Source organism: Acinetobacter legionensis (assembly GCF_048552295.1).
Taxonomy (GTDB): Bacteria; Pseudomonadota; Gammaproteobacteria; order Pseudomonadales; family Moraxellaceae; genus Acinetobacter.
In genome coordinates this window covers 17,649-42,517 of record NZ_JBIMCW010000021.1, presented here as the reverse complement: position 1 = coordinate 42,517, position 24,869 = coordinate 17,649, and the positions used below count along the sequence as shown (strand labels likewise).

16 protein-coding genes and 1 pseudogene are annotated in these 24,869 nt (G+C 38.2%); 6 read left to right on the top strand and 11 right to left on the bottom strand.

What is annotated here, in order from left to right; genetic code table 11:
- Positions 1-303: 303 nt before the first annotated feature.
- The 5 genes from leuA to ACG916_RS15625 form a co-directional block, all read right to left on the bottom strand.
- Entirely contained in the window at positions 304-2,001 is a 1,698-nt protein-coding gene (gene leuA / locus ACG916_RS15645; protein WP_336954557.1) for a 2-isopropylmalate synthase, read from the bottom strand.
- 279 nt (positions 2,002-2,280) lie between these two features.
- Positions 2,281-3,381: an alpha-hydroxy acid oxidase gene (locus ACG916_RS15640; RefSeq protein ID WP_419328729.1), complete on the bottom strand. Its 1,101-nt coding sequence runs from the start codon at positions 3,379-3,381 to the stop codon at positions 2,281-2,283.
- Between the two features lie 62 nt (positions 3,382-3,443).
- Complete coding sequence (locus ACG916_RS15635) at positions 3,444-4,127, bottom strand: Fe2+-dependent dioxygenase (protein ID WP_004726525.1); 684 nt, start codon at positions 4,125-4,127, stop codon at positions 3,444-3,446.
- 72 nt (positions 4,128-4,199) lie between these two features.
- Positions 4,200-6,539 (bottom strand): TonB-dependent receptor, encoded by a 2,340-nt coding sequence (locus tag ACG916_RS15630; protein WP_419328731.1) that lies wholly within the window; start codon positions 6,537-6,539, stop codon positions 4,200-4,202.
- A 418-nt stretch (positions 6,540-6,957) separates the two neighbouring features.
- Positions 6,958-9,183, bottom strand: coding sequence for a TonB-dependent receptor (locus ACG916_RS15625; RefSeq protein ID WP_419328733.1), 2,226 nt, complete (start codon positions 9,181-9,183; stop codon positions 6,958-6,960).
- Between the two features lie 431 nt (positions 9,184-9,614).
- Here ACG916_RS15625 and tig point away from each other — a divergent pair, with 431 nt between their 5' ends.
- The 4 genes from tig (at position 9,615) to ACG916_RS15605 (ending at position 14,007) form a co-directional block, all read left to right on the top strand.
- Positions 9,615-10,946 (top strand): trigger factor, encoded by a 1,332-nt coding sequence (gene tig / locus ACG916_RS15620; RefSeq protein WP_004726530.1) that lies wholly within the window; start codon positions 9,615-9,617, stop codon positions 10,944-10,946.
- Positions 10,947-11,134: 188 nt separating this feature from the next.
- Positions 11,135-11,746, top strand: a complete 612-nt coding sequence (clpP, locus tag ACG916_RS15615) for an ATP-dependent Clp endopeptidase proteolytic subunit ClpP (protein WP_004726532.1) — start codon at positions 11,135-11,137, stop codon at positions 11,744-11,746.
- Positions 11,747-11,782: 36 nt separating this feature from the next.
- Positions 11,783-13,093: an ATP-dependent Clp protease ATP-binding subunit ClpX gene (clpX, locus tag ACG916_RS15610; protein WP_419328735.1), complete on the top strand. Its 1,311-nt coding sequence runs from the start codon at positions 11,783-11,785 to the stop codon at positions 13,091-13,093.
- Between the two features lie 164 nt (positions 13,094-13,257).
- Positions 13,258-14,007 (top strand): DUF2846 domain-containing protein, encoded by a 750-nt coding sequence (locus ACG916_RS15605; RefSeq protein ID WP_336954563.1) that lies wholly within the window; start codon positions 13,258-13,260, stop codon positions 14,005-14,007.
- Positions 14,008-14,067: 60 nt separating this feature from the next.
- Here the strand turns inward: ACG916_RS15605 and ACG916_RS15600 are convergent, their stop codons facing one another.
- The 4 genes from ACG916_RS15600 to ACG916_RS15585 form a co-directional block, all read right to left on the bottom strand.
- Complete coding sequence (locus ACG916_RS15600; RefSeq protein WP_419328736.1) at positions 14,068-14,601, bottom strand: DUF2059 domain-containing protein; 534 nt, start codon at positions 14,599-14,601, stop codon at positions 14,068-14,070.
- Between the two features lie 55 nt (positions 14,602-14,656).
- Positions 14,657-15,190: a DUF2059 domain-containing protein gene (locus tag ACG916_RS15595; RefSeq protein ID WP_336954565.1), complete on the bottom strand. Its 534-nt coding sequence runs from the start codon at positions 15,188-15,190 to the stop codon at positions 14,657-14,659.
- Positions 15,191-15,200: 10 nt separating this feature from the next.
- Positions 15,201-15,749, bottom strand: a complete 549-nt coding sequence (locus ACG916_RS15590; protein WP_336954566.1) for a hypothetical protein — start codon at positions 15,747-15,749, stop codon at positions 15,201-15,203.
- Between the two features lie 82 nt (positions 15,750-15,831).
- Positions 15,832-17,358 carry a fumarate hydratase gene (locus ACG916_RS15585; RefSeq protein ID WP_336954567.1) on the bottom strand — a complete coding sequence of 509 codons (1,527 nt, stop codon included), beginning with the start codon at positions 17,356-17,358 and terminating at the stop codon, positions 15,832-15,834.
- A gap of 652 nt (positions 17,359-18,010) precedes the next feature.
- On the opposite strand from ACG916_RS15585, the pseudogene ACG916_RS15580 reads away from it, so the two are divergent.
- Positions 18,011-18,619: pseudogene (locus tag ACG916_RS15580) on the top strand (class I SAM-dependent methyltransferase).
- Between the two features lie 278 nt (positions 18,620-18,897).
- The gene (locus ACG916_RS15575; protein ID WP_419328738.1) at positions 18,898-21,084 is read left to right on the top strand and encodes a TonB-dependent receptor; all 2,187 of its coding nucleotides are present in this window, start codon (positions 18,898-18,900) and stop codon (positions 21,082-21,084) included.
- A 149-nt stretch (positions 21,085-21,233) separates the two neighbouring features.
- Here ACG916_RS15575 and pta read toward each other — a convergent pair whose 3' ends face one another.
- Positions 21,234-23,375 (bottom strand): phosphate acetyltransferase, encoded by a 2,142-nt coding sequence (gene pta / locus ACG916_RS15570; protein ID WP_336954569.1) that lies wholly within the window; start codon positions 23,373-23,375, stop codon positions 21,234-21,236.
- A gap of 218 nt (positions 23,376-23,593) precedes the next feature.
- The gene (locus tag ACG916_RS15565; RefSeq protein ID WP_419328740.1) at positions 23,594-24,811 is read right to left on the bottom strand and encodes an acetate/propionate family kinase; all 1,218 of its coding nucleotides are present in this window, start codon (positions 24,809-24,811) and stop codon (positions 23,594-23,596) included.
- Positions 24,812-24,869 lie beyond the last annotated feature (58 nt).

Sequence of the window (24,869 nt, the reverse complement as noted above, 5' to 3'; positions counted from 1 at the left end):
TGATGTCTAGAGCGATAGTGAGTCGAAATGGAATGTCTTCACTTCACTGGCTTTAACTTATTTTCCATTTTGGAAAATGAAATGCAAAGCTTTGCAACAGAACGATCTTATGAATCACTACGGAACTTACTCGCTACTCATTCACAGCTGTCTGATCTCAAACAATCATGGATGAAATTTCCACGTATTTTTTATCTTTGAGAGGCATAAAGCTATTCGAGAAAGTCACTTGCTAATATCCATGAATGAAAGAAAGGATACCACTAGGGGGCATCCTTTCTAAAGTCTTTTAATTGATATGGCTTATACAGCAGCTGCGATGACTTGTTCAGTACTTAAAACACCTTGGTCAATCAAACGATTGGTTGCGGCAATGATTGCTTCAATTGAAGAGGTGACGATATTATCATGTACACCAGCGCCGAATGCAGATTTACCTGTGCCTTGGACTTGAAGTTCGATCAATGCCAACGCTTTTGCATGTGCGCCTGAACTGATACTGCGTTCTTCGTAGTTTAAGACATCAATTGGTAATTGAAGCGCATTTAAAATCGCAGAAATTGGACCATTCCCTTCACCACGTAAGTGCTGAGTTTCACCATTGATGACCACATCAAGTTCAATCACTTGACTACCATTTTCATCTGACAATCTATAGTTTTTTGCTGAATAATGTGCATCTTTTGCAGCAACGTAGGTATCTTTAAACAAGGTCCAAATTTGTTGAGCTGAAACTTCAACGCCTTCTTCATCTGCAACTTGCTGAACAATTTGTGAGAATTCAATCTGTAAGCGACGAGGTAAAACCACGTTATAGTTAGATTCTAGCAAGTAAGCAATACCGCCTTTACCCGACTGTGAGTTGACACGAATCACCGCATCATAATCACGACCTAAATCTTTAGGGTCGATTGGTAAGTAAGGCATATCCCAAATTTCTTCATCTTTTTGGAACTCAAAGCCTTTTTTAATTGCATCTTGGTGAGAACCCGAGAATGCAGTAAAGACTAAATCACCTGCATATGGATGACGCGGATGTACAGGCAAACCAGTACATTCTTCTATTGTGGCAATAATCTCGTTAATGTTTGAGAAATCTAACTCACATGCCACACCTTGTGTGTACATGTTTAATGCAATTGCAGCCACGTCAACGTTGCCAGTACGTTCACCATTCCCAAATACACAACCTTCAACACGATCAGCACCAGCCATGATCGCTAACTCAGATGCTGCAATACCACAACCACGGTCATTGTGACAATGCACTGAAATAATCACACCATCACGACGTTTCAAATTACGATGCATCCATTCGATTTGGTCGGCATAGACATGCGGACCTGAAACCTCAACAGTTGCAGGTAAATTTAAAATAACTTTATTGTCAGGCGATGCTTCCCAAATTTCAGTCACAGCATCACAAATATCTTTAGCAACCTCTAATTCTGTTGCTGTAAAACATTCTGGGCTGTACTGGAAAATAAATTCAGTTTCAGGCTGTTTGGTTGCATATTCTTTTACTTTGCTTGCCGCATTCATTGCCAATTGCTTTGCACCATTGACATCAACATTCAATACTTTTTTACGGAAAGTGGGTGAGTTTGAGTTATAGATATGCACAATGGCGCGTTTCGCACCTTGTAAGGCTTCAAAGGTGCGTGCAATTAAATGATCACGGGCTTGCACCAAGACTTCGATATAAACGTCATCTGGAATATGACCTTCTTCAATCAACTTACGGGTGAAATCAAAATCAATTTGTGAAGCTGAAGGAAAGCCAATTTCAATATGTTTAAAGCCAATTTTGACCAACATTTCAAACATTTTGAATTTTTGTTCGATGTTCATTGGTTCGAAAATCGCTTGGTTACCATCACGAAGGTCGGTACTCATCCAAATTGGCGCTTTATTGATTTCGTTATTTGGCCATTGACGGTCAGGCAAGTCTACACGTTGGTACATGCGACGATATTTTTTACTTGGATCAGCCAACATCATGAGGGAACTCCTTGTGTAGTTGTTGTTGCTCGTCTCTTGGGTAAAGGCAACTTACTACAAATATAGATTGTGTCTATCTGTTCAATTTACAAGTGTTTTTATGATGAAAACACTTATAAATTTTCATAAACTTATACGTGGGTAGCACGAGATAAATCTAAACACTGATAACTTACAAATGGTTTAACTTGAGATTAATTCTAAAACAATTATCTTGGAAATAATTTCCTTAATTTGCATAAAAAATATCAGTTGAGAGAAAAATTTTCTTTGAATGTCTTAATCTTGAAAAATATATTCTTGATTGATTTCTTTTACGGTAGCTGTTCCCATTAATGCCATGGTAATTTCAAATTCTTCCTTTAAAAGTTTAATCACATGGGCGACACCTAAAGCACCAGCAACAGAGAGCCCGTAGATCGCAGGACGGCCAATCAGCACCGCAGATGCGCCTAATGCCAATGCTTTAAATATATCTGTACCACGACGGATTCCACCATCCAAAAGCAAAGGAAAATCATGAGGAACAACGGCCTTAATTTTTGCTAAGGCGATCAGTGGGGAAATACTCGTATTGAGTACCCGCCCACCATGATTGGAAACGATTAAGCCTTTTACTCCGATTTCGACTGCTTTTTTTGCATCGAGTGGATGTAGCACACCTTTTAAAATTACAGGCAAATGGCTATGGGCAATTATAAATTCGATATCTGCCCATTTGGGTGCAATTTGCATTAAGCCATTGAATACTGGATGTTGATGCTCAGAAATTTCGGGTAGAGGAATGTGGGTGGGGGTATGGGGGTGTTGCATGCCTTCTGGCAATTGGAAATTCACCCGACGTTCACGATCACGAATCCCTGTATGCGGTGAATCTACTGTAATCACAAGCGCTTTAAAATTTTGTTGTTCTGCGAGTCGAACTAAGGCCAATGATTTCTCACGATCACCTTGCCAATACAATTGAAACCATTTCAAAGGGTTTTCTTGTTTTAAACTTCGCATATCGGTATTGGTGAAAGTGCTCAGTACAATATTACTTCCTAAAACTTCGGCCGCTAGTGCAGCCGCAGCTTCGCCGTCAGGGTGGAACAATTGTTGATGTCCAATCGGTGCAAGAAAAATTGGATGAGAAAAATTTTGTCCTAAAATCTCACATTCGGTCGAGCCTTGAGTTAAGTCATTGAGCAGTCTTGGAATCAGTTGAATATTTTTAAATTGTTGTAAGTTTTCTTGAACACTTTGCTCATCCATCGCCCCACCTTGCAAATAGTGCCAAGTGTTTTCAGGCAGATGCTGTTCTGCTTGTTTCTCGTAATCCGCAATGGTCTGTAAATATGCTGGAATTTGAGTGAGTGGTGCTTGGATTTTTTTACTCATTTATTGATTGTCCAAATTTATACAAAACACTTTCATTACAATAATGACTTGCAAGCTAAAACTTATAAATCACTCCATTCACGTAGAAGGTTGTGATAGATCCCTGTAAGACTAATCACTTGCTCATGTGTAGCAGATAGCTCGATGGTCAGCTTTTGAATATTTTGATCTAAGTCAAAGAGAATTCGTCGTTGCGCATCGGATGATACAAAGCTTTGTACCCAAAAGAACGAGGCAATACGTGCACCTTCAGTGACTGGGTTGACCTGATGTAAACTGGTAGAAGGATAGACAATTGCATCGCCAGCTGGAAGTTTTACTTCTTGTGTACCAAAAGTATCTTCGATCACCAGTTCGCCGCCATCATATTCATCGGGATTGGTGAGAAAAACAGTGCAAGACACATCTGTCCTTAAGTACTGATTGAGTTGAGGATGGCGACGGATAGCATTATCAACATGCATCCCAAAATTTCCACCGTGTTGATAACAATTAAACAGCGGAGGTAAAAATGTTTTTGGAAGTGCGGCACTAAAGAACAAAGGATTTGCGTTGGCAGCATTTTGAATGATTTGTCCAAGTTCTAATGCTTGTTGAGAATCTTGAGCCAGTTGTAAATTATTTTTTAAATGTGCAGATTGATAGCCTGTTGTTACTTTTCCATCTGTCCACTCTGCTTGAGAAAGTGTCTGACGACAATGATTTAGTTCATCCAGACTAAGTAAATTTGGAATATGTAAAATCATGATTTTCTTCCCCAAAAAAGAAACAGCGCCTGATGAATCAGACGCTGAATTTTAACATAGATTGATTAAATCTTAGAACTTATAGTTGATGTTGAATACGCCTTTGCGACCCTCACCAGGCATTGCCCAACCATTGTTACGGATATGGGTGTAGTACTTCTCATCGCTTAAGTTTTGCCCCAATAATTGGAAACTTAAATCTTTGTTGTAGCTGTACGTTACAGAAGCATTGTGAATCACATAATCTTCAGACTTGACCTGTGGCACAAGATTATTCGTCGCTGAACGTGTACTTAAATACATTTCACCTTGATAGGTTAAGCCATAGCCAGCTTGCCACTGATCATTGAATTGATACGTTGTCCATAAGCTGCCTGAAACTTTAGGAACATTGACCAATTTGTCACCTTTTTGGAAGTCAATATTCGGTGAACCATTGACTTTAGTTTGGTCGTATTCTCCTTCCATATAAGCAGCACTAGCTGTGATGTTCCATTTTGGCGTAATTTCACCGGCTAAACCAAGTTCAACACCTTGTACATAGTTTTTACCATCTAATTTGGCATCTGGTTGTCCAGGTATATCATTGGTTACACGGACTTTATCTTGTTCATTACGAAATACTGCGGCAGACACTAAGAAGTTAGGATTTACTTGCCACTTTGCCCCCACTTCATAGGCAACTGCATTTTCTGGGTCTGTACTGCAAGAATTTGCTGTGATTGCATTGTTGGTAATAGTTTGAGAACAGCCACCACTTGCAGTATTTTGTACCGGCTTTTGAGCATTAGCATAAGACAAATAAAGACTAGTTGCTGGTGTTGGTTTAAATGTCAAACCTACATTATAGGAAATTAAATTATCAGACTGTTTATAGTTTTGACCACGAGTTACCGCTGCATTAGTTGTTGAAATAGTATCTGAACGATATTGACCGTCAGTATAATCATTACGCACACCAAGGTTAAGTAACCATTGTTCACCAAACTTTAAAGTATCAAACAAATACGCTGAATAAACATTTAAGTAGCCTTCAGCAACAGCTGTTTTACGGAAATTTGTTGGACCATGCCAAAAGTTATCTGGATTGTACACATCCATGTAAAGCGGGTTAGTAATAGAACTGCCTGCTGATGAACCATTTGAATTATATAAAAAGCCAGCTGTGGTAATCTCATAGTCTTCACGGCTAAAGCCAACCCCAGCAACAAGAGCATGATCGATAACCCCAGTTTTGAATTGCACATTGATGTTGGTGTCATTGGCAAATTGCTTATTATGGGTATCACGATAATAACCACGTGGACCAGAAATATAATATGAACCCTTTGGAACAGTAATCGTGGTTGTACCAGAAGTTACATTACAATTTTTATATCCAGTTTGGTTGGTATTGGTCAGTGCTGTTGGTGATGTGCCATCTGCTAAACAAAATGTTCCTTGTGGTGCAGAAACAGTTGCTTTTTGTTGAATATCACTATAACGAGTAATGGAGTTCAGTTTTGCGTTGGGACTGATCTCGCTTTCTACTTTAAATGTGACAACCTGATTTTCAATATCTTGTTGATCTAAGTTGCTATAGCCATAGTTATTTTTATCTGAAATCCCTTTGACAGGTTTGCCATTATAATAAGGAACGCCGTACTGTGGATCATTTTCATCTTTTTGATATAAGTAAGATAAAGTTGCCTTGGTCGTATCGCTGATTCCAAAAGTAACCGATGGCGCAATTCCCCAACGTTTCATTTCTTCATCACGACCCGCATAGGTGTTTTGATGCCCCATTATATTTAAACGAAATGCTAAATCTTCATCTACAACTTTATTAAAATCACCGGTAAAGCGTTTATAGCTATCTGAACCAAAACCTAAAGTAACTTCATTGCTGTCACGATTCTTAGGTGTTTTAGAGACTAAATTGACACCCCCACTGATTTGTCCTACACCATTTTCAACAGAATTCGCACCTTTGATGATTTCAACAGCTTCATAGTTGAATAAATCAGAACGGTTGGTTAATGCTGCATCACGTAAGCCATCTACAGTTGTGTTATAGGTTGCATCATAACCCCGTAGGTTGATTTTATCGCCATAACCACCACCACCTTCGCCAGCACCAAAACTAATGCCTGGAGTTGTTGCAAGGGCTTGTTGTAGTGAAAGTAAGCCTTGATCTTTGAGTGCTTTTTCCGTGATGACCTGAACAGTTTTAGCGGTATCTAAAATGTTTTCTGTACGTTTAGTTGAAGATGTTTTTGCTGCTAAATATGCAGTATTTTGTTCTGCACGAGCTTGAATAGTAGGAAGTTGTACTGTTGTGTCTTCAGTTGCTGCAAAAGCTAGATTGGGTAAAGCAATTGCAAGTGCAACTGTTTTAACTTTTTTGTTTTTTACAGAGTATTTTTGAGCCATTTTTTGCGTCCATCGCAGGTTGTATCAAACTTACCCAATACTGCTCAGGAAACATCATGTCGCAATAATGGAGAAATTGTTAGGGTGTGTAACCAGTGTTGCGAATTCTAATGATAATTATTTTCATTAACAATAAATATAAATGATTATTCATACGGAAAAACTGTTTAATCTATTAAATATAATTAAAGAAAACTATAGGGGATATGATTGATGGGGTTTGATCATATTGCTGAAATTTAAAGTATTTTTACTTTTTGGTAAAAAGTAACTATTGGAAGTTATAGAATTATTTTTTAGTGAGGATTAACAACAATGAGATTTATCTTTAATAAAAGACACAACGAGCTAAATTATCGGTAAAAAATGGCCCCTATGAAAAGGAGCCATTTCACTTTAATTTTTAAAGTATTAACTATTAATATTTAAAGTTAATTGATAAAACAGCATTACGGCCTTCAGCTTCAGTTGCATAGTGAGATGCATAGGCTTTAGTAAAATAACGCTTGTCTGAAAGGTTGTTTACATTAAGCTGTAAATCAACATTTTTGTTAATGTTGTAACGAGCCATTGCATCATAACGTACATAGCCAGATACATACTTAGTATTTGCAGCATCACCATAGACTTTGTCCATACCTAATGCACCAGCACCAACAGTTAACTGTGGAAGCACTTGATACGTTGTCCAAAGTGTTGCAGAGTTTTTAGGTACGTTAGGAAGTTGTTTGCCTTTCGCAGGGTTAGGGTATGTACATGTCCCAGCACGATTACATGACGGGCCAGGGTTGGTCATTTCACTGTCTAGATAAGAGTATCCAGCCGTAATATCCCATTTGTCTGTAATTTTACCTGTAGCACTAAGCTCAATACCATCAACTTTACTTTCACCGCCGTTGGTGTAGGTACCAGCATCTAATTGGATACGAGTATTTTGTTTTTCTGTACGGAATACAGCAGCTGTTAAGTTTATGCGATCATTGAAAAGATCCCATTTAGTTCCAACTTCATACGTACGCGCTTCTTCTGGCTTTAAGTCCATATAAGCTTGTCCGATCGCTTCTGAACCATCACCACCATCAACACCCACTGGGTTAGCTGATGTTGCATAGCTTGCATAGATTGAACCATTTTTCATAGGTTTATATGTCAAACCAGCTTGGTAAGTAAAAAAGTCTTTATTATTTTCTAGTTTTGCGCCTGTTGCATTCGTCACTTGCTCAGTGTCAAATTTGTCCCAACGAACACCTAGATCAAGTAGCCATTGTGGATTAAATTCAATATTGTCAAGCAAATAAACTGATGTAACTTTTGTTGTAGTCGTGGTGGTATTACGATTGGCAACTGCAGAACCTAACCATTCTTCTTTCGAATTTGGATTTGTTAAAGACGTACACCACGCATCATTGATTTTACAATCGCTGTTGAAACCACCAGTTGTAGTACCTGTATAACCTGGATAAGTAGTTGTATAGCTGCCTTTATCTGATTTTTGATCACTATATTCTGCACCAACATTAAACTTATGCTTAATTGCACCAGTGTTAAATTTACCAGTCAATGCAAGTTGATCTGTGAAAATATCTGTGTCAGTAATACGTGAGTTAATACGACGCCAAACTTTATCATTTAGGACATTACCTTTTGAGTCATCTGGTTGAGTCCAAAGATAATCATTCGTTGACTTGTTATACACTGCAGTATTGGTAATGGTTAAATTGTCAGTTAAATCATGTTCTAATTTAATTGTACCAATTTGGTTTTCTTGTTTTTGAAAATCACGATCATGTAAACCATAGTAAATGCCTTGTTTAACATCTACAGGCTTACCAAAAGTTGCTTTTTTCGAAGCATCATAATTATATGGCACACCCGAATCAGGTGTATCGTCTGACTTTAAATAGTAATAACTTAACGTTGCACGAGTCGCTGTATCTAAGCCAAAAGTAATACTTGGTGCAATACCAGCACGTTTATATTCTGCGCCGTCATGTTGACCCGCTTTCTCATTTTGGTGTCCCATTACTGCAATACGAGCAGCAATCCCATTACCAAAATCTTTATTGCCATCTAGGGTAATACGTTGGTAGTTATCTGTACCACCCGCAACAGAACCCTCTAAAGCATCGCCTTTTTTAGCGACTTTAGAAATCATGTTTACACTACCACCAACCGAACCAACACCACCAAGTGAAGATGCTGACCCTTTAATAACTTCTACTTGTTCTACTGCAAACATTTCACGGTTTTGCGAAGTGGAATTACGCACACCATCCACAAACATAGAACTTTCAGAGTTATAACCACGAATAAATGGACGGTCACCATTTGGGTTGCCACCTTCACCAGCGCCAAGAGTAATTCCTGGAACTGTACGAAGTGCATCTGCCAGTGTTGTTACTTGAGTATCTTGAATCAGTTGTTTTGAAATAACAGATACAGATTTAGGTGTATCCAAAAGTGGCGCAACAAATTTTGTATTGGCAGACTGATCTACTTTTAAACCTTGTTCAGTCGTTGCTTGTGCTTTAATTGTTGGTAGTTTTGCGATTTCGTCTTGAGCGATGGCTGACGTTGCAATAACTGAAAGAGATGAAGCGATTGCTGTAGTAACAATCTTTTTGCGTGATTTGATAAAAGACATACTTAAACTCACTAAGAGTAGTGCAAATTTGTATGCGAATAATAATGATTCTTATTGTTTATTTCATCTGTTTGAAATTGAATTTGTCGATAGTTTTAAAAGTTTATGATGAGAAAATGAATTGAAAATGTATTGAATTTTCACTTAACTTTTTGAATTTTATCTATTTAGCTTTATTTTTGGATATTTCAAAATGTAAATAAATTTATTCTATTGTCACTAAAGTATTTGAATTTGGTAAATTTCTCAAAATATGCGGATTTCTGCCTTTTGACTACAAAGAAGGGGATTTGTTTAAAAAAGCGACATAATGGGGAAATCCGTGACCGAAATAAAATGATTTACACAGGTGTTTTGTATATATTCAAATGTTGTCATATAATGTGGCACTTTTTGAAAAACTGTAATTATTAAATTCTATCGAGGAAGCCATGCAAGTAACTTCTGAAGCGGTTTCGGGCGTTGCCCGTCGTTTAAATGTATCTGTACCGACGAGCCGTATTAACGAGCAGTTTGAAGCTCGCTTGAAACGCACTGCCAAAACTGTGAAGATCAACGGCTTCCGTCAAGGTAAAGTGCCAGTAAACGTTGTACGTCGTGAATACGGCGCTGGTATTTACCAAGAAGTTGTAAACGACATCATTCGTGACACAGTATTTGAAGCAATTCAACAAGAAAAAATCAACGCTGTTGGTATGCCAAACATCGACAAAGTTGAAAACAAAGATGATGCTTTAGTTTATCAAGCTACAGTTGAAGTTTATCCTGAAGTTGAAGCTAAATTTGAAGGTCTTGAAGTATCACGTAAATCATCTGAAGTAACAGATAAAGACGTTGATGCAATGCTTGAAAACCTTCAAAAGCAACGCGCTGAATGGACTGAAACTAAAGGCATGGCTAAAAAAGACATGCAAGTAACTTTCGATTTTGAAGGTACTGTTGATGGTGAGAAGTTTGAAGGCGGTGCTGCTGAAGACTTTAAACTTGTTTTAGGTTCTGGTCGTATGATCCCTGGCTTCGAAGACGGTATCGTTGGTATGAAGAAAGGCGAAGAGAAAGTGATTGATGTAACTTTCCCTGAAGATTACCAAGCTGAAAACTTAGCAGGTAAAGCGGCTCAATTCAAAATCACAGTTAAACTTGTTGAAAAACAAAAACTTCCTGAAATTGATGCTGAATTCCTTAAAATCTTCGGTTTAACTGAAGAAGAAGGCGTAGAGAAATTAAAAGCTGACGTTCGCAAAAACATGGAACGTGAAGTAAAAAATGGCCTACGTAACCAAGTAAAAGGTGCAACTTTTGATGCACTTGTTGCTGCAAATGACGTAGAAGTTCCTGAATCTATGTTGGCTCAAGAAATTGATCGTCAACGTCAACAAATGATTCAACAATTTACTCAGCAGTTTGGTGCTCAAGGTGCTAAAGCATTTGACAGCAGCATGCTTCCTGATGAATTGTTCAAAGAACAAGCTGAAAAAGCAGTTAAACTTGGTGTATTGGTAAGCAAAGTATTGGCTGATGCTAAACTTGAAGTAGACCAATCACGTGTTGATGCTTATATCGAAGATATGGCTTCTTCTTATGAAGATCCGACTGAAGTGATCGAATATTTCAAAACTGATAAGCAACAACGTGCTCAAATCGAAGGCGTAGTGTTAGAAGATCAAGTTGTTGATCATATCTTAGCTGCTGCTAAAGTAACTGATGAAGTTGTTAGCTATCAAGATTTGTTAAAAGAGCAACAAGCGCGCCAACAAGGCTAAGTTGTTTGATCTAAAAAAGGCGCTTTGGCGCCTTTTTTTATGAGCTTAAACATGGGTTTAATCATTCCATTCACAATACTTATGCAAAAAATATCTGATATTAAGTTGGGAATATTTTGCATTTTCAGCAATTATCCCTCATATTGTGAACATGAGTGAAGTAACAAGAATTCAGGAATAAATAACGTATGTATGTTCCATCAATTGAAAGCGCTTTGGTGCCAGTAGTCGTAGAACAATCTTCACGTGGTGAGCGTTCTTTCGATATTTTTTCACGTCTTTTACGTGAACGTGTGATTTTTTTAACTGGTGAAGTTGAAGACAACATGGCGAATCTTATTGTCGCGCAAATGCTGTTTTTAGAAGCTGAAAATCCAGATAAAGATATCCATTTATATATCAATTCACCTGGTGGTTCAGTGACTGCGGGTATGGCAATTTACGATACGATGCAATTTATTAAGCCTGATGTAGTGACCTATTGTATGGGGCAAGCTGCATCTATGGGGGCTTTCTTATTAAATGCTGGTGCAAAAGGTAAGCGTTATTGCTTGGAAAATGCGCGTGTGATGATTCACCAACCATTGGGTGGTTTCCGTGGTCAAGCATCGGATATTGAAATTCATGCACGTGAAATTTTATTCATCAAAGAACGTTTAAATCGTTTAATGGCTGAACATAGTGGTCAAGATTACGAAACTGTCGCTAAAGATACAGATCGTGATAATTTTATGACTGCACAGCAAGCAAAAGAATATGGTTTAGTGGATCAGGTATTAAGTAAACGACCTCAAGACTAAACATTTATAGATAAGATTTAAGAATTTGGAGTGAAAATGTCCGATCTTCCTCAAGGACAAAAGCATTGTTCATTTTGCGGTAAAACGCAGTCTGAAGTCGGTAAGCTGATTGCAGGCGAGGACGCATATATTTGTAATGAATGCGTGGATGTGTGCTTAGACTTAGTGCAAACGAGTCAACAGGTGGAAACAGGCGATTGGGCAACACGTCCATTGCCAAAACCACATGAAATTCGTGCGGCTTTGGACCAGTATGTAATTGGTCAAGACACAGCAAAGAAAACACTTTCAGTTGCAGTGTATAACCATTACAAACGTTTAAAAGTATCTCAGACAGGGCATAAGCCTAAAGATGCAGTTGAAATTGCTAAAAGTAATATTTTGCTGATTGGACCGACAGGTTCAGGTAAAACATTGCTAGCACAAACACTTGCACGTTTGCTTGATGTACCTTTTGCAATGGCTGATGCAACAACTTTGACCGAAGCTGGTTATGTTGGTGAAGATGTTGAAAACATTATTCAGAAACTTTTGCAAAAAGCGGATTACGATGTAGAAAAAGCACAAAAGGGTATTATCTACATTGATGAAATTGACAAGATTACCCGTAAATCTGAAAACCCTTCGATTACACGTGATGTGTCTGGCGAGGGCGTGCAACAAGCATTGTTGAAAATGATTGAAGGTACGGTTGCGTCAATTCCGCCTCAAGGTGGACGTAAACATCCACAGCAAGAGTTTATTCAAGTCGATACTGCAAATATCTTGTTTATCTGCGGTGGTGCATTCTCTGGTCTTGAAAAAGTTGTGCAACAACGTCAAGAAAAAGGTGGCATTGGTTTCACAGCAGATGTAAAGAATAAAGACGATAGTAAGAAAGTATCTGAATTATTCCGTCAAGTTGAAGCAGCAGATTTGGTGAAATTTGGTTTAATTCCTGAGTTTATTGGTCGTTTACCTGTGATTGCGACACTTGAAGAACTTGATCAAGACGCCTTGATGCAGATTTTAACTGAACCAAAAAATGCATTAACGCGTCAGTATCAATATCTCTTTGAGATGGAAAATGTAGACCTTCTTTTTGAAGATTCTGCTTTACGTGCGATCGCGAAAAAGGCGTTAGAACGTAATACAGGTGCGCGTGGTCTGCGTTCTATTTTGGAAAATGTATTGCTTGAAACGATGTATGACTTACCACGCCGTTCAGACGTTGGTACTGTGATTATCAATGAAGCTGTTATCAACGATAAAGCTGAGCCAGAGTTTAAGCCTGAACGTCAACCCAAGCATGAAAATACTGAAGTTGAAAAAGTAGACTTGAAGGTGCTTGATACAAAGTCAGCTTAAAAGCTGGGTTCCGATTCATCCTCAGTGCAATTCATCTGAAACGTGCAACTAGCTTGACTATTTGCACGTTTTTTATTTTTAAATGGTCATTGAAATGTTAAGCTGGCTGTAGACAATAGGGTTTATTAAAAACGAAAATAAAAAATACGCGGTGAGGGAAAATCATGCGTTACATCGGTCTAGTCGTTTTGATCAGTTGTGGGTTGGCAGCTTGTCAAAGTCATCAATCTGTTGAACAGCAACCAGCAAAAGTTGTCTCAACTTTAGAGCCAATCGATTTCAAAAAAGAAGATTCGTTGGTTCATGAAAAGCTGGAACAATATAAAGTTGCATCATTTTCTACAGGGTCTTGGGTCAATCAAAAACCGGGGCAATATTTTAAGCTGGTTAAACCTCAGAATCCTCAAGCTGCAATTGTGTATTTTTATCGACCTGATAGTCGTTGGAATAGACAAGAAATTATTCCAAACAATTTTTTTCTGAATGGTAAGAAAATTCCAAGCTTGATCAGTAATCATTACTACTGGATTGAACTGGCTGAGGGGGATTATAAGTTAAGTCTCAGTCGTCCATTAACTGTTTTTCATTTCCAGAAACCCAAAGTTGCTTACTTCTCAGTGGAAGCTGGCGGGCAGTATTTTGTCAAATATGAAGAAGAAAAGTTTCGCGGTGGGCCAAATGGTGAAGCTGGGTTATTGCGTGTAGGGCCTTTAATGCAAATGCCTACCCGACAAGGACTAAAAGAAATTTCAATGACTCAATTGAAGACACCTGGTCTTAATTTTGTCGCAGAAATGACTGCGGATGGACGATTGATCAAACCTAAAGAAAAAATCAAAGGTGAGCCATACAAAGTGAGTGATGACGTACATTTGGGGCAGCAGTTTAAACTTTGGAATCCAATGACTTGGTAATCTATCGCTAGATGCTGCTTGATATAGAAAAGAGAGCGAAGCTCTCTTTTCTTATTTGTTTTATTGAGTATTTGCAGACTTTTTTAAAGCATCTAATTTTTTAGTTACTTCTTTAAAATCTTCAGATGCATTTTGTACACTTTTAATCAGTTGGCTGTTCATGACTTTCATGGTTTCTTGAGCAACTTGAGGTGTTTTTTTCAAAATTGACTGTCCAATAGCACTTGAATAAAAATCAATTTGAGCTTGAACTTCTTCAGCACTGTATATGTCTTTATAAATCTTAAGATAAACGGGTTTGATTTGATCCCAAGCAACAGTTTTTTTACTTTGCTCATACATTTTGTCAGCAAGTTCATTGGCGACAATTTGTTCTTGTGGATTGAGCTGATCTTTTTTGACCGTCATTTGAATGATTTGATAAGCCTGTTGATCTAGCTGAGGACGGATCTGTTGTAATGTTTCTTGCAGCAGTTCATCAATATTCATGACTTTCAATAATTGTTGAACTTGTTGATCTGAAGCGGGCGCTGCAAAAGCAAAATTTGTGGTGATACATGCGCTTGCAAGTAGTAAGTGTTGGAATAATTTCATAAAATACCTATAGGATCCTGCTGTAATTAACATCATAAAATGATTGAGTGAAAGCTTAATCAACCTGAAGAATTGGCTTTAAAATCGTTTCCATTTTTTCCTTCAATGCTTTTTGATTTTCTACTTTCATCATTTTTTCTTGAGAAAACGTTGTGGTTTCTTGCATGACTTCTGTCATCAGGGTGTTCATCTTTTTATTGATAGATTGTCCAATCGGTGTACTTAAAAAAGCGATATTGGCTTGAACTTCTTCTTCTGTAAAGGTCTTTTTAAATAATGATTTAAACATGTTGAGATATTCGGGGTCAGTTACCAGCTGTTGTTGAAGATCACTATACAGCGCACTAATTTGTAGTGCTGCATTTTGTTGATCGATATTCAATGTTTGAGCACCCGTCACTTGGCGGACAAGTGCTTCTGCTTGATCGTCAAAGTAAGGTTGCATATCGCGGGTACTTTGTTTGAAAATCTCTGAGATATTGGAAAGTTGCATCAACTTGTCGACACTTTTATCTGTTGCTGGAGATGCAAAACTTGACACTGTGATGCAGCATAAACTTAAAGTTAAAACGAACTGCTTAATTTTCATAGGTTTTCCTTTATTTATTTTCATCTAAATGATGCAGTTGCTGAATAATTTCTCCAATTTTATTGCGATATTGTTGGATAAATTGAGGGTCATTGACTGCCTTATGAATAGCAGCATTGCTTTCTATGAATATTTCTGTGTCAATATTGGCAAGTTTTGTGTACAGCTCTTGGCTCAACCTTTTATCACGCTGATAGAGCATTTCAATTTCTTGAGAACTTAACGATTCTAAAAGAATTTGTTTGGTTTGAGCGATAAATTGTGGATCTCGGAGAATATTTTCTGGTATTGCCTGATAAATTTCTACAATTTGAGGGATGATTTGTTTTTCTTCATCAGTGAGTTCTATTGTACTTAATCCGTTTTTGATTAAATCTTCTGCTTGATTTTGATAAATCCTTTTTGCACTTTCATTGTATTGTAGGCGCCATATCTGATTGATAATAATACCTTGCGCTAGTCGGTCAACGACGTCACTATCTGTGTTTGAAGCAAAACTTTGAATAGAGATCAAGCATACAAATAACCCAGGAAAAAAAATATATTTTATAAAGTTCATGATCTGACTCAAAATAAAAAGCACTCTAATCATAGAGTGCTTTTTAAGTGATGCTCAAGCTTAATCTAAGCTTTAGATCAGATTATTGTGCAACAGCATCAACCACTGGGATTTTACCAATTTTGGCTTGCCAGATTTTAGGTGCAGTCGCATGAATAGAAGTACCATTGACATCAACTGCAACAGATACAGGCATGTCTTGTACTTTAAATTTGTAAATAGCTTCCATACCTAAGTCAGCAAATGCAACAACTTCTGCTTCACGAATGGCTTTAGATACTAAATAAGCAGCACCACCAACAGCCATCAAATAAGTCGCCTTATTATCTTTGATCGCTTCAACAGCAGCAGGACCACGATCCGCTTTACCAATCATACCGAACAAGCCAGTCGCTTCAAGCACTTGACGTGTGAACTTATCCATACGAGTTGCTGTTGTTGGGCCAGCAGGGCCTACCACTTCATCGCCTACAGGGTCTACAGGTCCTACGTAGTAAATGAATTTACCTTTAAGATCTACAGGTAACTGTTCGCCTTTATTCAACATATCAACCATGCGTTTATGCGCGGCATCACGACCTGTATAGATAGTACCGTTTAATAATAAAGTATCGCCCGGTTGCCATGAGTTCATTTCATCCTGTGTGATATTGTCTAAGTCAACACGTTTAGATGTTGAGGTATCCCAAGTCACTTCAGGGTAATCAGAAAGTAAAGGCGCTTGAATATGTGCAATACCTGAACCGTCTAACTGGAAATGAGCGTGACGTGTTGCAGCACAGTTTGGAATCATACCCACTGGTTTACCAGCAGCATGACAAGGGTAGTCTTTGATCTTGATATCAAGCACTGTGGTTAAACCACCAAGGCCTTGTGCACCGATACCCAATGCATTTACTTTTTCAAAGATTTCAATACGCAGTTCTTCGATTTGGTTCTGAGGACCACGACGAAGTAACTCGTCCATATTGATTTCTTCCATGAGCGATTCTTTTGCAAGCATCATGGCTTTTTCAGCAGTACCACCAATACCAATACCGAGCATACCAGGAGGGCACCAACCCGCACCCATCGTTGGTACAGTTTTAAGTACCCAATCTACGATCGAATCAGAAGGGTTAAGCATTGCCAGTTTAGATTTATTCTCTGAACCACCACCTTTCGCTGCAACAGTAATATCGACTTTATTGCCTGGAACGAGTTTGTAGTGAATTACAGCAGGTGTATTGTCTTTAGTATTTTTACGACCAAAAGCAGGATCTGCTAAAACTGAAGCGCGGAGTACGTTGGAGTTTTCTAAGTAACCTTGGCGGACACCTTCGTTGATTGCATCATCTAAGCTCATGGTTAAATCAAATTTAACATCTAAGCCCACGTCAACAAATACGTTAACAATACCAGTATCTTGACAGATTGGACGATGACCTTCTGCACACATACGTGAATTAATTAAGATTTGTGCAATAGCATCCTTTGCAGCTTGGTTCTCTTCACGATCATAAGCACGGCTCATCGCTTGGATAAAGTCTTGTGGATGATAGTACGAAATGAACTGAAGCGCGTCCTTGACCGATGTGATCAAGTCATCTTGTTTGATAATAGTTGTCATATCAAAAATCTCTTGAGCGGGCTGTTAGCTAGCGGGCTAAATTATACGTGATATTGCTTGTTTTGTGGTGGCTTAGATCTAATTTCAGCCTAAAGTTTTATGATTTTATTTGAGAAACTCAGCTTATATTTTGGTTGATCAAGTCAACTTTTCTACTTTATATATATTCAACCTGTCAAAAAACTTAGATACATAAATATATTTCTCTTAATTAGTATTGTTAATTACATCAATTGAATGGAAAAATAAATTGTTTGATTATAAAAAAGCTTGCAATGCCACACCTTACATTCAACGTTTAAATGCCTTTGCGTAGGTGATGCCTCACTTGTCGTAGGGGATGTCAAACCTTGCGCTGCAAACAAAGCCGTGCTTTGTTTTTGCTCATGGGTGAGGGGTACGTCCTGTATCCCCGCCCACGGCGACATCCATGTCGTCCCACGCTAGGATAACTATCTAGAATTCAAAAATACAAAAACTTATTCATTGCCAAAACTTCTAAAGTTCATACAAAAACAGGGTAATTCTCCCTTAAAATAATTGAACTTAAAAGGAGACAATCGAATAATCTTATTGAAATAAATTTCAGATTTTACAGGGTAAAAAGCTCAATACTCTTTGAAGTCGGAAGCTTGGGCTGAATAACAACAATATGGAAAACTATACACATCTTGCGGAAAATATTATTGAAATTTTAAAAAAATGCCCGTGCATGGACTGATTTACGTGGGGAATTTCTTTATGAAAAAGCGTGGTTGGATCGCTTTTTAACTTTAATTCCAGCTCACTCTCATATTCTGGATTTGGGCTGTGGTTCAGCAAAGCCCATTACTGCTTATTTGATTGAGCAAGCGAATACAGTGACAGGTGTTGATAGTTCTGATGTGATGATTGAAATGGCGAAACAGAATTTTCCTGAGCACACTTGGATTTTAGCTGATATGCGAACAGTAAATTTAGATCGCAAGTTTGATGCAATACTTGCTTGGGATAGTTTTTTCATCTTACACCACAAGATCAGAGAAATATGTTTGAAATTTTTAATCAATATACAAAAGCTGGTGCTACTTTAATGTTTAGCAGTGGACCATCCCAAGGGGAGGCGATTGGAGAGATGTTTGGTGATGCTCTGTATCATGCGAGCTTATCATCGGCTGAGTACCACGAACTATTTAAAAAGTATAATTTTGCAGTGATAGCGATGATTGCAGAAGACCGTAATTGTACAGGACATACTGTTTGGTTAGCCAAGCGAATATAAAATACCTAGATGAAAATAAATTAAGCAATAAATTAAAAATATCTAAAAATTTTAAGATTCTCAAATTAAGAGACTCATCTATTTTAATTGTGAGTATTAAAGTTATTTTTTAGTTAAATTTCTAAATAAGAAAAAAAAGCCTATCTCCTTTAATATACTTTTCACGTTTATTTTATTTACCTATGATTATTTTGTAGTTAAATTAGCATGTTATTGTAAATTTTGGTGAGAAATTGTATTATAATGATAACTATTCTCATTATGTTTTCGGTGTAATCATGCCTTTTGTTAAAAAAAGCTTAACTTTAATGATGCTGTCGACGGGAGGACTTTTCGTTTCCTCTCTAACATTTGCAAATACAGATAGCAGTGAAGAACAGAAAAAAAGTACAGCAACGCTTCCCACGATTGTAATTGAAGCAATGAATGATGGTGACCCAATAAAAACATATGTGGACTATAAACAAGCCAATGTTACGAGAAATGGTTTAGATAAAAAAGATATACCGCAAACGATTGATACAATTGATGTTTCTAAATATAAGCTATATGGTGCAAATGATTTGAGTGTCATGCTACAAGGCACACCAGGCGTTTCAACCAGTTACGATATGCGTGGTGATGGTATTATGCTGCGTGGGTTTAGTGCGGATTCTGGGGATATCTATCGTGATGGTGTGCGTGAAAGTGGACAAATACGTCGCAGTACCGCCAATGTTGAACGAATTGAAATTTTAAAAGGTCCTGCATCTGTATTATATGGCCGTAGTGGCGGCGGTGGTGTGATCAATATGGTCACCAAATATGCAAATTTTGACTCGGGAAGCTCAGTTGGGGCATACGTGGGTTCTTATGACAATGTTGGCGGAACGCTTGATATTAATAAAGTACTTAATGATAACTGGGCTGTACGTTTGGTTGGTGAAAAGTCAGATACCAATAGTTTCCGTTCAGAAATTGGCGCCAATGAGGAAATGATTTCTCCAAGTGTGACTTATCGTAGTGATGATGAAAAGCTACTTTGGACAACGGAATTTACTTACGACAATATAAATCGAGTTCCTGATCGTGGGCCTGCTTATGATAATTTGCCTGCAGGAACTTCAATTAAGATGGGGTTTGCTCAACCTGGTGATTATGTAGAAGATATTCTTCAAACAATGCGTACAGATGTTAAATATGAATTTGCACCAAATTGGAAATTTCATTGGGGCTTAAGCCATCGTGAATCGGAACAAAATTTTGATCATTTTTATTTAGGCTCTATGTGTACTGCTGACGTGAAGCCAACGAATACAAATAAAGGGTGTTATAAAGGTTATATCAATCAAATTTATTATTGGCAACAGACAACCAATAAAACCACAACCAATACTTGGGATATAACTGGTGAGTTTAATACTGGGACAATTAAACATAATATTCTAGTCGGTACAGACTGGTCTTATGAGCAGAGAGAACCCTTACTATCAAGTAAAAACAAGGATGGCTCATTGATTTATGGGTTTGTTAATCCATTAACAGGTGATCGTTTTAGTAACCGTGGTACAGGGCATATTACTACCTCGCATAATTATAATGAAGGAACAAATTATGCGCTTTTCCTTCAAGATCTTATTAGCTTCAATGATCAGTTTAAAATGATGTTAGGCGGGCGATATGATTACTATGAATCAAAAACCACAAATAAATTAGAGAGTTCAACCTCATATCGACAATCACGCGAAGTTAAAGACGAGACATTTAGTCCAAATGTAGGTTTTGTATGGCAACCCGTCCCTGAGCAAAGTCTATATGCATCTTATAGTCGAAGTTTTTCACCCTTTGGTGGTAATATGGGCGTCAATGTTATAAATGCAACTGATGACCTAAGCGCATTTAATTATGAGCCACAATATCTTGATCAATATGAAGTGGGTATCAAAAGTGATTGGCTAGATTCTAAGCTAAACACCCAACTATCTGTATTCAATATTAAAAAACATAATATTCGAGCGCGTAAAGATCCAGATGATAATAACTCGCCTTATGTTGTTATTGGTGAAAATGAATCTAAAGGATTAGAGTTTAGTTTTATTGGTCAGGCACTGAATAATATTTATGTTCGAGGTGGCTATGGTTATACAGATGCCAAAATTACTAAACATGATGTAAGACCTGAATTAGTTGATAATAATTTACGCAATGTGTCCAAGCATACAGGCAATTTATTTGTACGTTATCTTCCTACCGAAAAAATTTATGGCGAGGTTGGTGCAACCTATATGGGGGATTATTATACTTCTGATGAAAATACCATCAAAATGCCAGATTGGACTCGTGTAGATGCTGCAATTGGTTATAAAGACGATAAATGGGGCGCGACGATTGCTGTAAATAATTTAACGGATAAAGAATATTGGCGTTCAAATGCAATGCCAGGGACTCCTCGAAATTATTTATTCCGTTTAAACTATTTCTTCTAAACTTTAATCTCATCGGAAAAGAGGTTGCCTGATTACCATGATAGCAATCTAATCGTTTGGTCAGATGAAAGCATGATGCATGCGTTTATAGTAAGTCGATAATAAAAACCACCCAATTGATTTGGGTGGTTTTTATTATTAGTAGAGAATTAATGTGTAGTTTGTTGTTCTGACTGAATCGCTGTCAATGCAATGGTAAACACAATATCATCCACCAATGCTCCACGAGACAAATCATTTACAGGTTTATTTAAACCTTGCAGCATTGGACCAACACTGACGACATTGGCAGAGCGTTGAACCGCTTTATAAGTCGTATTGCCCGTATTGAGATCAGGGAAGATAAAGACATTGGCACGACCTGCAACTTGAGAGTCAGGGGCTTTAGAACGGCCAACACTTTCAACGGATGCAGCATCGTATTGCAAAGGGCCATCAATCAATAAATCTGGACGACGTTGTTTGGCAATTTCAGTGGCTTTAGCTACTTTTTCGACTTCTGCACCTGCACCTGAGGTTCCTGTTGAATAAGAAATCATGGCAATACGTGGGTCAATACCAAATGCTTTTGCTGAGTCTGCGGATTGAATTGCAATCTCTGCCAATTGCTCAGCATCTGGATCGGGGTTGATTGCACAATCACCGTATACATAAACCTCATCTGGCAACAGCATAAAGAAGATTGAAGAAACCAATGAGTACTCTGGTGCGGTTTTGATCAGCTGGAATGCAGGGCGCACCGTATTGGCGGTAGTATGTACAGCACCAGAAACCAGTCCATCGACTTGATCAAGTGCCAGCATCATCGTACCAAGGACCACAGTATCTTGCAGTTGCTCACGTGCTTGTAATTCGTTGAGTTTGCCTTTACGTAATTCAACCATTTGCGTCACGTAGTTTTCACGGATCAGATCTGGATCAATAATCTCTAAATCCACAGGAAGTTCGATATTACGTGCTTTGGCGACTTCAAGTACCGCTTCAGGTTTTGCTAACAATACACATTGCGCAATACCGCGTGATTGACAGATCGCTGCGGCTTGAATAGTACGAGGTTCATCGCCTTCGGGCAGTACAATACGTTTTTTTGCAGCAATTGATTTTTGTACCAATTCATGACGGAATGCGGAAGGGGATAAACGAGGTTTATAGTCACCGTTCAACATCTGGGTCAGCCATGCTGGATCAATATGGCTTGAAACGAAACGGGTCACTTGATCTGCGCGTTCGGTATCATCCACAGGAATTTCATTGCTTAAATTGGCAAGCTGCTGTGCTGTTTCAAAGGTACTGAGTGGTGTATGTAAAATAGGTAGACCATTTTTAATTGCAGACTGGCAGAATTCTAAAACCAATGGATTTGGCTCATGATGTTCAGTTAAAACTAAACCTGCGAGTGGAATGCCATTACTGGTGGCTAAACTGCTCGCCAATAGCACATCAATACGATCAGAAGCACTGATAATCAGTTCGCCTGCAACGAATTTTTGTAGCTCATGTTCAATATTTGAAGCAATTAAGCTACTGTGCAACACACGACGTGTGTTAGCTTTGCCCTGATTAATCCATGTGGCTTGAATTTGTTTAGCTAGGTCTGAGATACGTGGCACACTTAAGGTATCACTGAATGGAACTAAGCCAATAATTGGGAATGCTGCTGAACCAATGTGTGCATAAGTTTTTTGAATTTCAGTTTTAAATTTTTCAGTATCTGCAACTAAACGTAAACTTGGATCAATGGTTACTGGAATTTGTGCAGATTCAGCAGGTAGACCACGAGTACGCATAAACAATACGCCCGCATTACGCGATGATGATGCTCCACCAAAATTACGTACTTGTGCTTCAACTTTTTCAGCAGTTTGTTCTGGTTTTTCGATATTGGCATTGCTGACGAAGATGACTTTGGCATCTAAAGCTTGCGCTAAAGAGGCATTTAAATCACTGGCAAAAGCATCACGAGCAGTTGGTACTAAGCCCTCTACAATCACAATGTCATGGGACTTTGCAATTTGGCGTTGTAAGCTGACCGCTTCTTCAAGGAGTTCATCTGTTTCACCATCATTGAGCTGTTGTGTGATTTTTACATAAGCTATTGGTTCAACTGTATCTAATTTTGAAATATGACGGTAAAGCGCAGTTGTGCGATCTGGTTCAGTGATTAATTCTTGTGAAAATGGTTTTAAAAAACCGGCTTTAACACCGTGGCATTCCAATGCATAGACCAAACCTAAACACGCCGACGTTAAGCCAACGCCTTCCCCAGTCGGAACCAATAAAATTGTTTTCATAGACGATTCTTTAATCAGTAAATAGTGTGAATTCATGGATAAATTGAAGATGAATATCTCCAATCATCTACAAGACTGGTTTATATATTTATGCCAGCTTAAACGATTACAAAATAGCTTTATATCAAAAATCTGATTAAGATCATTATAAATAATGATCTTGAGTATGCTGCTATTTCAACATGTACACGCAAAGCTCGTACAAGACTTACGACAGCTTAAGCTGTCGCAATATCAGATTCAGGCTTTTTTGCAGCCTGTTGTACCTCGTGTTCTACAACATGAACCGTTTCTTTAGCGATTCGACCTTCTTCATCGGTTGGAATTACCCAAATTTGAGGGCCTGTTCCTGCATCAATTCGACCTTCTGTTCCACGTTTTAAACCATCATTCTGTTCTTTGCTAAGGTTGAAACCGAAGTGAGGTAAGTAAGCAACAGTTTTTTCACGAATGTAGGCAGAGTTTTCGCCAATACCACCAGTAAAGAACAAACCATCGATACGTGGTAAGCCACAGCTTAATGCAGCCAGAGATTTGGCTAAACGATAACAGAATACTTCAATCGCTAAAGTTGCATCTTCATTGCCTTGTTCTGAGGCATCAATCAAGGTACGCATATCATTTGAAAGATCAGATAGGCCTAGTAAACCTGATTCGCTGTTTAGCATTTTATCAATTTTATAGATATCCCAACCTAAGTTTGAAGCAAGGAAGCTATGAATGCTAGGATCAACATCACCACTACGTGTGCCCATCACCACGCCTTCGAGCGGGGTAAGTCCCATGGATGTATCGACACTTTGACCGTTCCAGATTGCGCAAGTTGAGCTACCGTTGCCTAAGTGTGCTGTTAACCAACCGCCATGTTTGTAGCTACCCGCAAGTTCAGAACCACGTTCAGAAACATACGCATGACTGGTACCATGGAAACCATAACGACGAACATTGTGTTGTGTATAAAGAAACTTTGGTAAAGCATAACGATATACATGTGCAGGCATGGTTTGATGGAATGCTGTATCAAATACTGCAACCTGTGGTAATTCAGGGAATAGGCGCATTGTCGCATCAATACCGACTAAATGAGCAGGATTATGCAGCGGTGCAAGCGGTGTTGCTTCACGAATTTTTTCTACAATTTCAGGTGTCAATAATTCCGCTTTGGTTAAGGTACCCCCGTGAACGACACGGTGTCCAATGGCTTGAGGCTTATATTGTGATAAGCGACCTAAGATAGTTTCTAAAGCTTTTTCATGGTCTGCATAAGGAATTGACAGTTCAAGAGGCTGATTACCCGCCGTGATTCCTTTAATACGTGCATCAGCAGAACCTAGGTTTTCTGCTAAACCAAAGATTCGATCTTCACGACGTTCAGAAACAAGCGCATATTTGATTGATGAAGATCCGCAGTTAATTACTAATACTGATGTAGACACGTTTGAATACCCGAAATTATAATTTAAAAAAGTCATCCTGATTGATCTGATTATGCTT

What these genes read in the sequence shown, in the direction of transcription:
- ACG916_RS15575 (WP_419328738.1), top strand. Translation starts at nt 18,898, where the DNA reads ATGCCTTTTGTTAAAAAAAGCTTAACTTTAATGATGCTGTCGACGGGA.
- clpX (WP_419328735.1), top strand. Translation starts at nt 11,783, where the DNA reads ATGTCCGATCTTCCTCAAGGACAAAAGCATTGTTCATTTTGCGGTAAA.
- clpP (WP_004726532.1), top strand. Translation starts at nt 11,135, where the DNA reads ATGTATGTTCCATCAATTGAAAGCGCTTTGGTGCCAGTAGTCGTAGAA.
- ACG916_RS15585 (WP_336954567.1), bottom strand. Translation starts at nt 17,358, where the DNA reads ATGACAACTATTATCAAACAAGATGACTTGATCACATCGGTCAAGGAC.
- pta (WP_336954569.1), bottom strand. Translation starts at nt 23,375, where the DNA reads ATGAAAACAATTTTATTGGTTCCGACTGGGGAAGGCGTTGGCTTAACG.
- ACG916_RS15630 (WP_419328731.1), bottom strand. Translation starts at nt 6,539, where the DNA reads ATGGCTCAAAAATACTCTGTAAAAAACAAAAAAGTTAAAACAGTTGCA.
- ACG916_RS15635 (WP_004726525.1), bottom strand. Translation starts at nt 4,127, where the DNA reads ATGATTTTACATATTCCAAATTTACTTAGTCTGGATGAACTAAATCAT.
- ACG916_RS15590 (WP_336954566.1), bottom strand. Translation starts at nt 15,749, where the DNA reads ATGAACTTTATAAAATATATTTTTTTTCCTGGGTTATTTGTATGCTTG.
- ACG916_RS15640 (WP_419328729.1), bottom strand. Translation starts at nt 3,381, where the DNA reads ATGAGTAAAAAAATCCAAGCACCACTCACTCAAATTCCAGCATATTTA.
- ACG916_RS15600 (WP_419328736.1), bottom strand. Translation starts at nt 14,601, where the DNA reads ATGAAATTATTCCAACACTTACTACTTGCAAGCGCATGTATCACCACA.
- ACG916_RS15595 (WP_336954565.1), bottom strand. Translation starts at nt 15,190, where the DNA reads ATGAAAATTAAGCAGTTCGTTTTAACTTTAAGTTTATGCTGCATCACA.
- tig (WP_004726530.1), top strand. Translation starts at nt 9,615, where the DNA reads ATGCAAGTAACTTCTGAAGCGGTTTCGGGCGTTGCCCGTCGTTTAAAT.
- ACG916_RS15605 (WP_336954563.1), top strand. Translation starts at nt 13,258, where the DNA reads ATGCGTTACATCGGTCTAGTCGTTTTGATCAGTTGTGGGTTGGCAGCT.
- ACG916_RS15625 (WP_419328733.1), bottom strand. Translation starts at nt 9,183, where the DNA reads ATGTCTTTTATCAAATCACGCAAAAAGATTGTTACTACAGCAATCGCT.
- leuA (WP_336954557.1), bottom strand. Translation starts at nt 2,001, where the DNA reads ATGATGTTGGCTGATCCAAGTAAAAAATATCGTCGCATGTACCAACGT.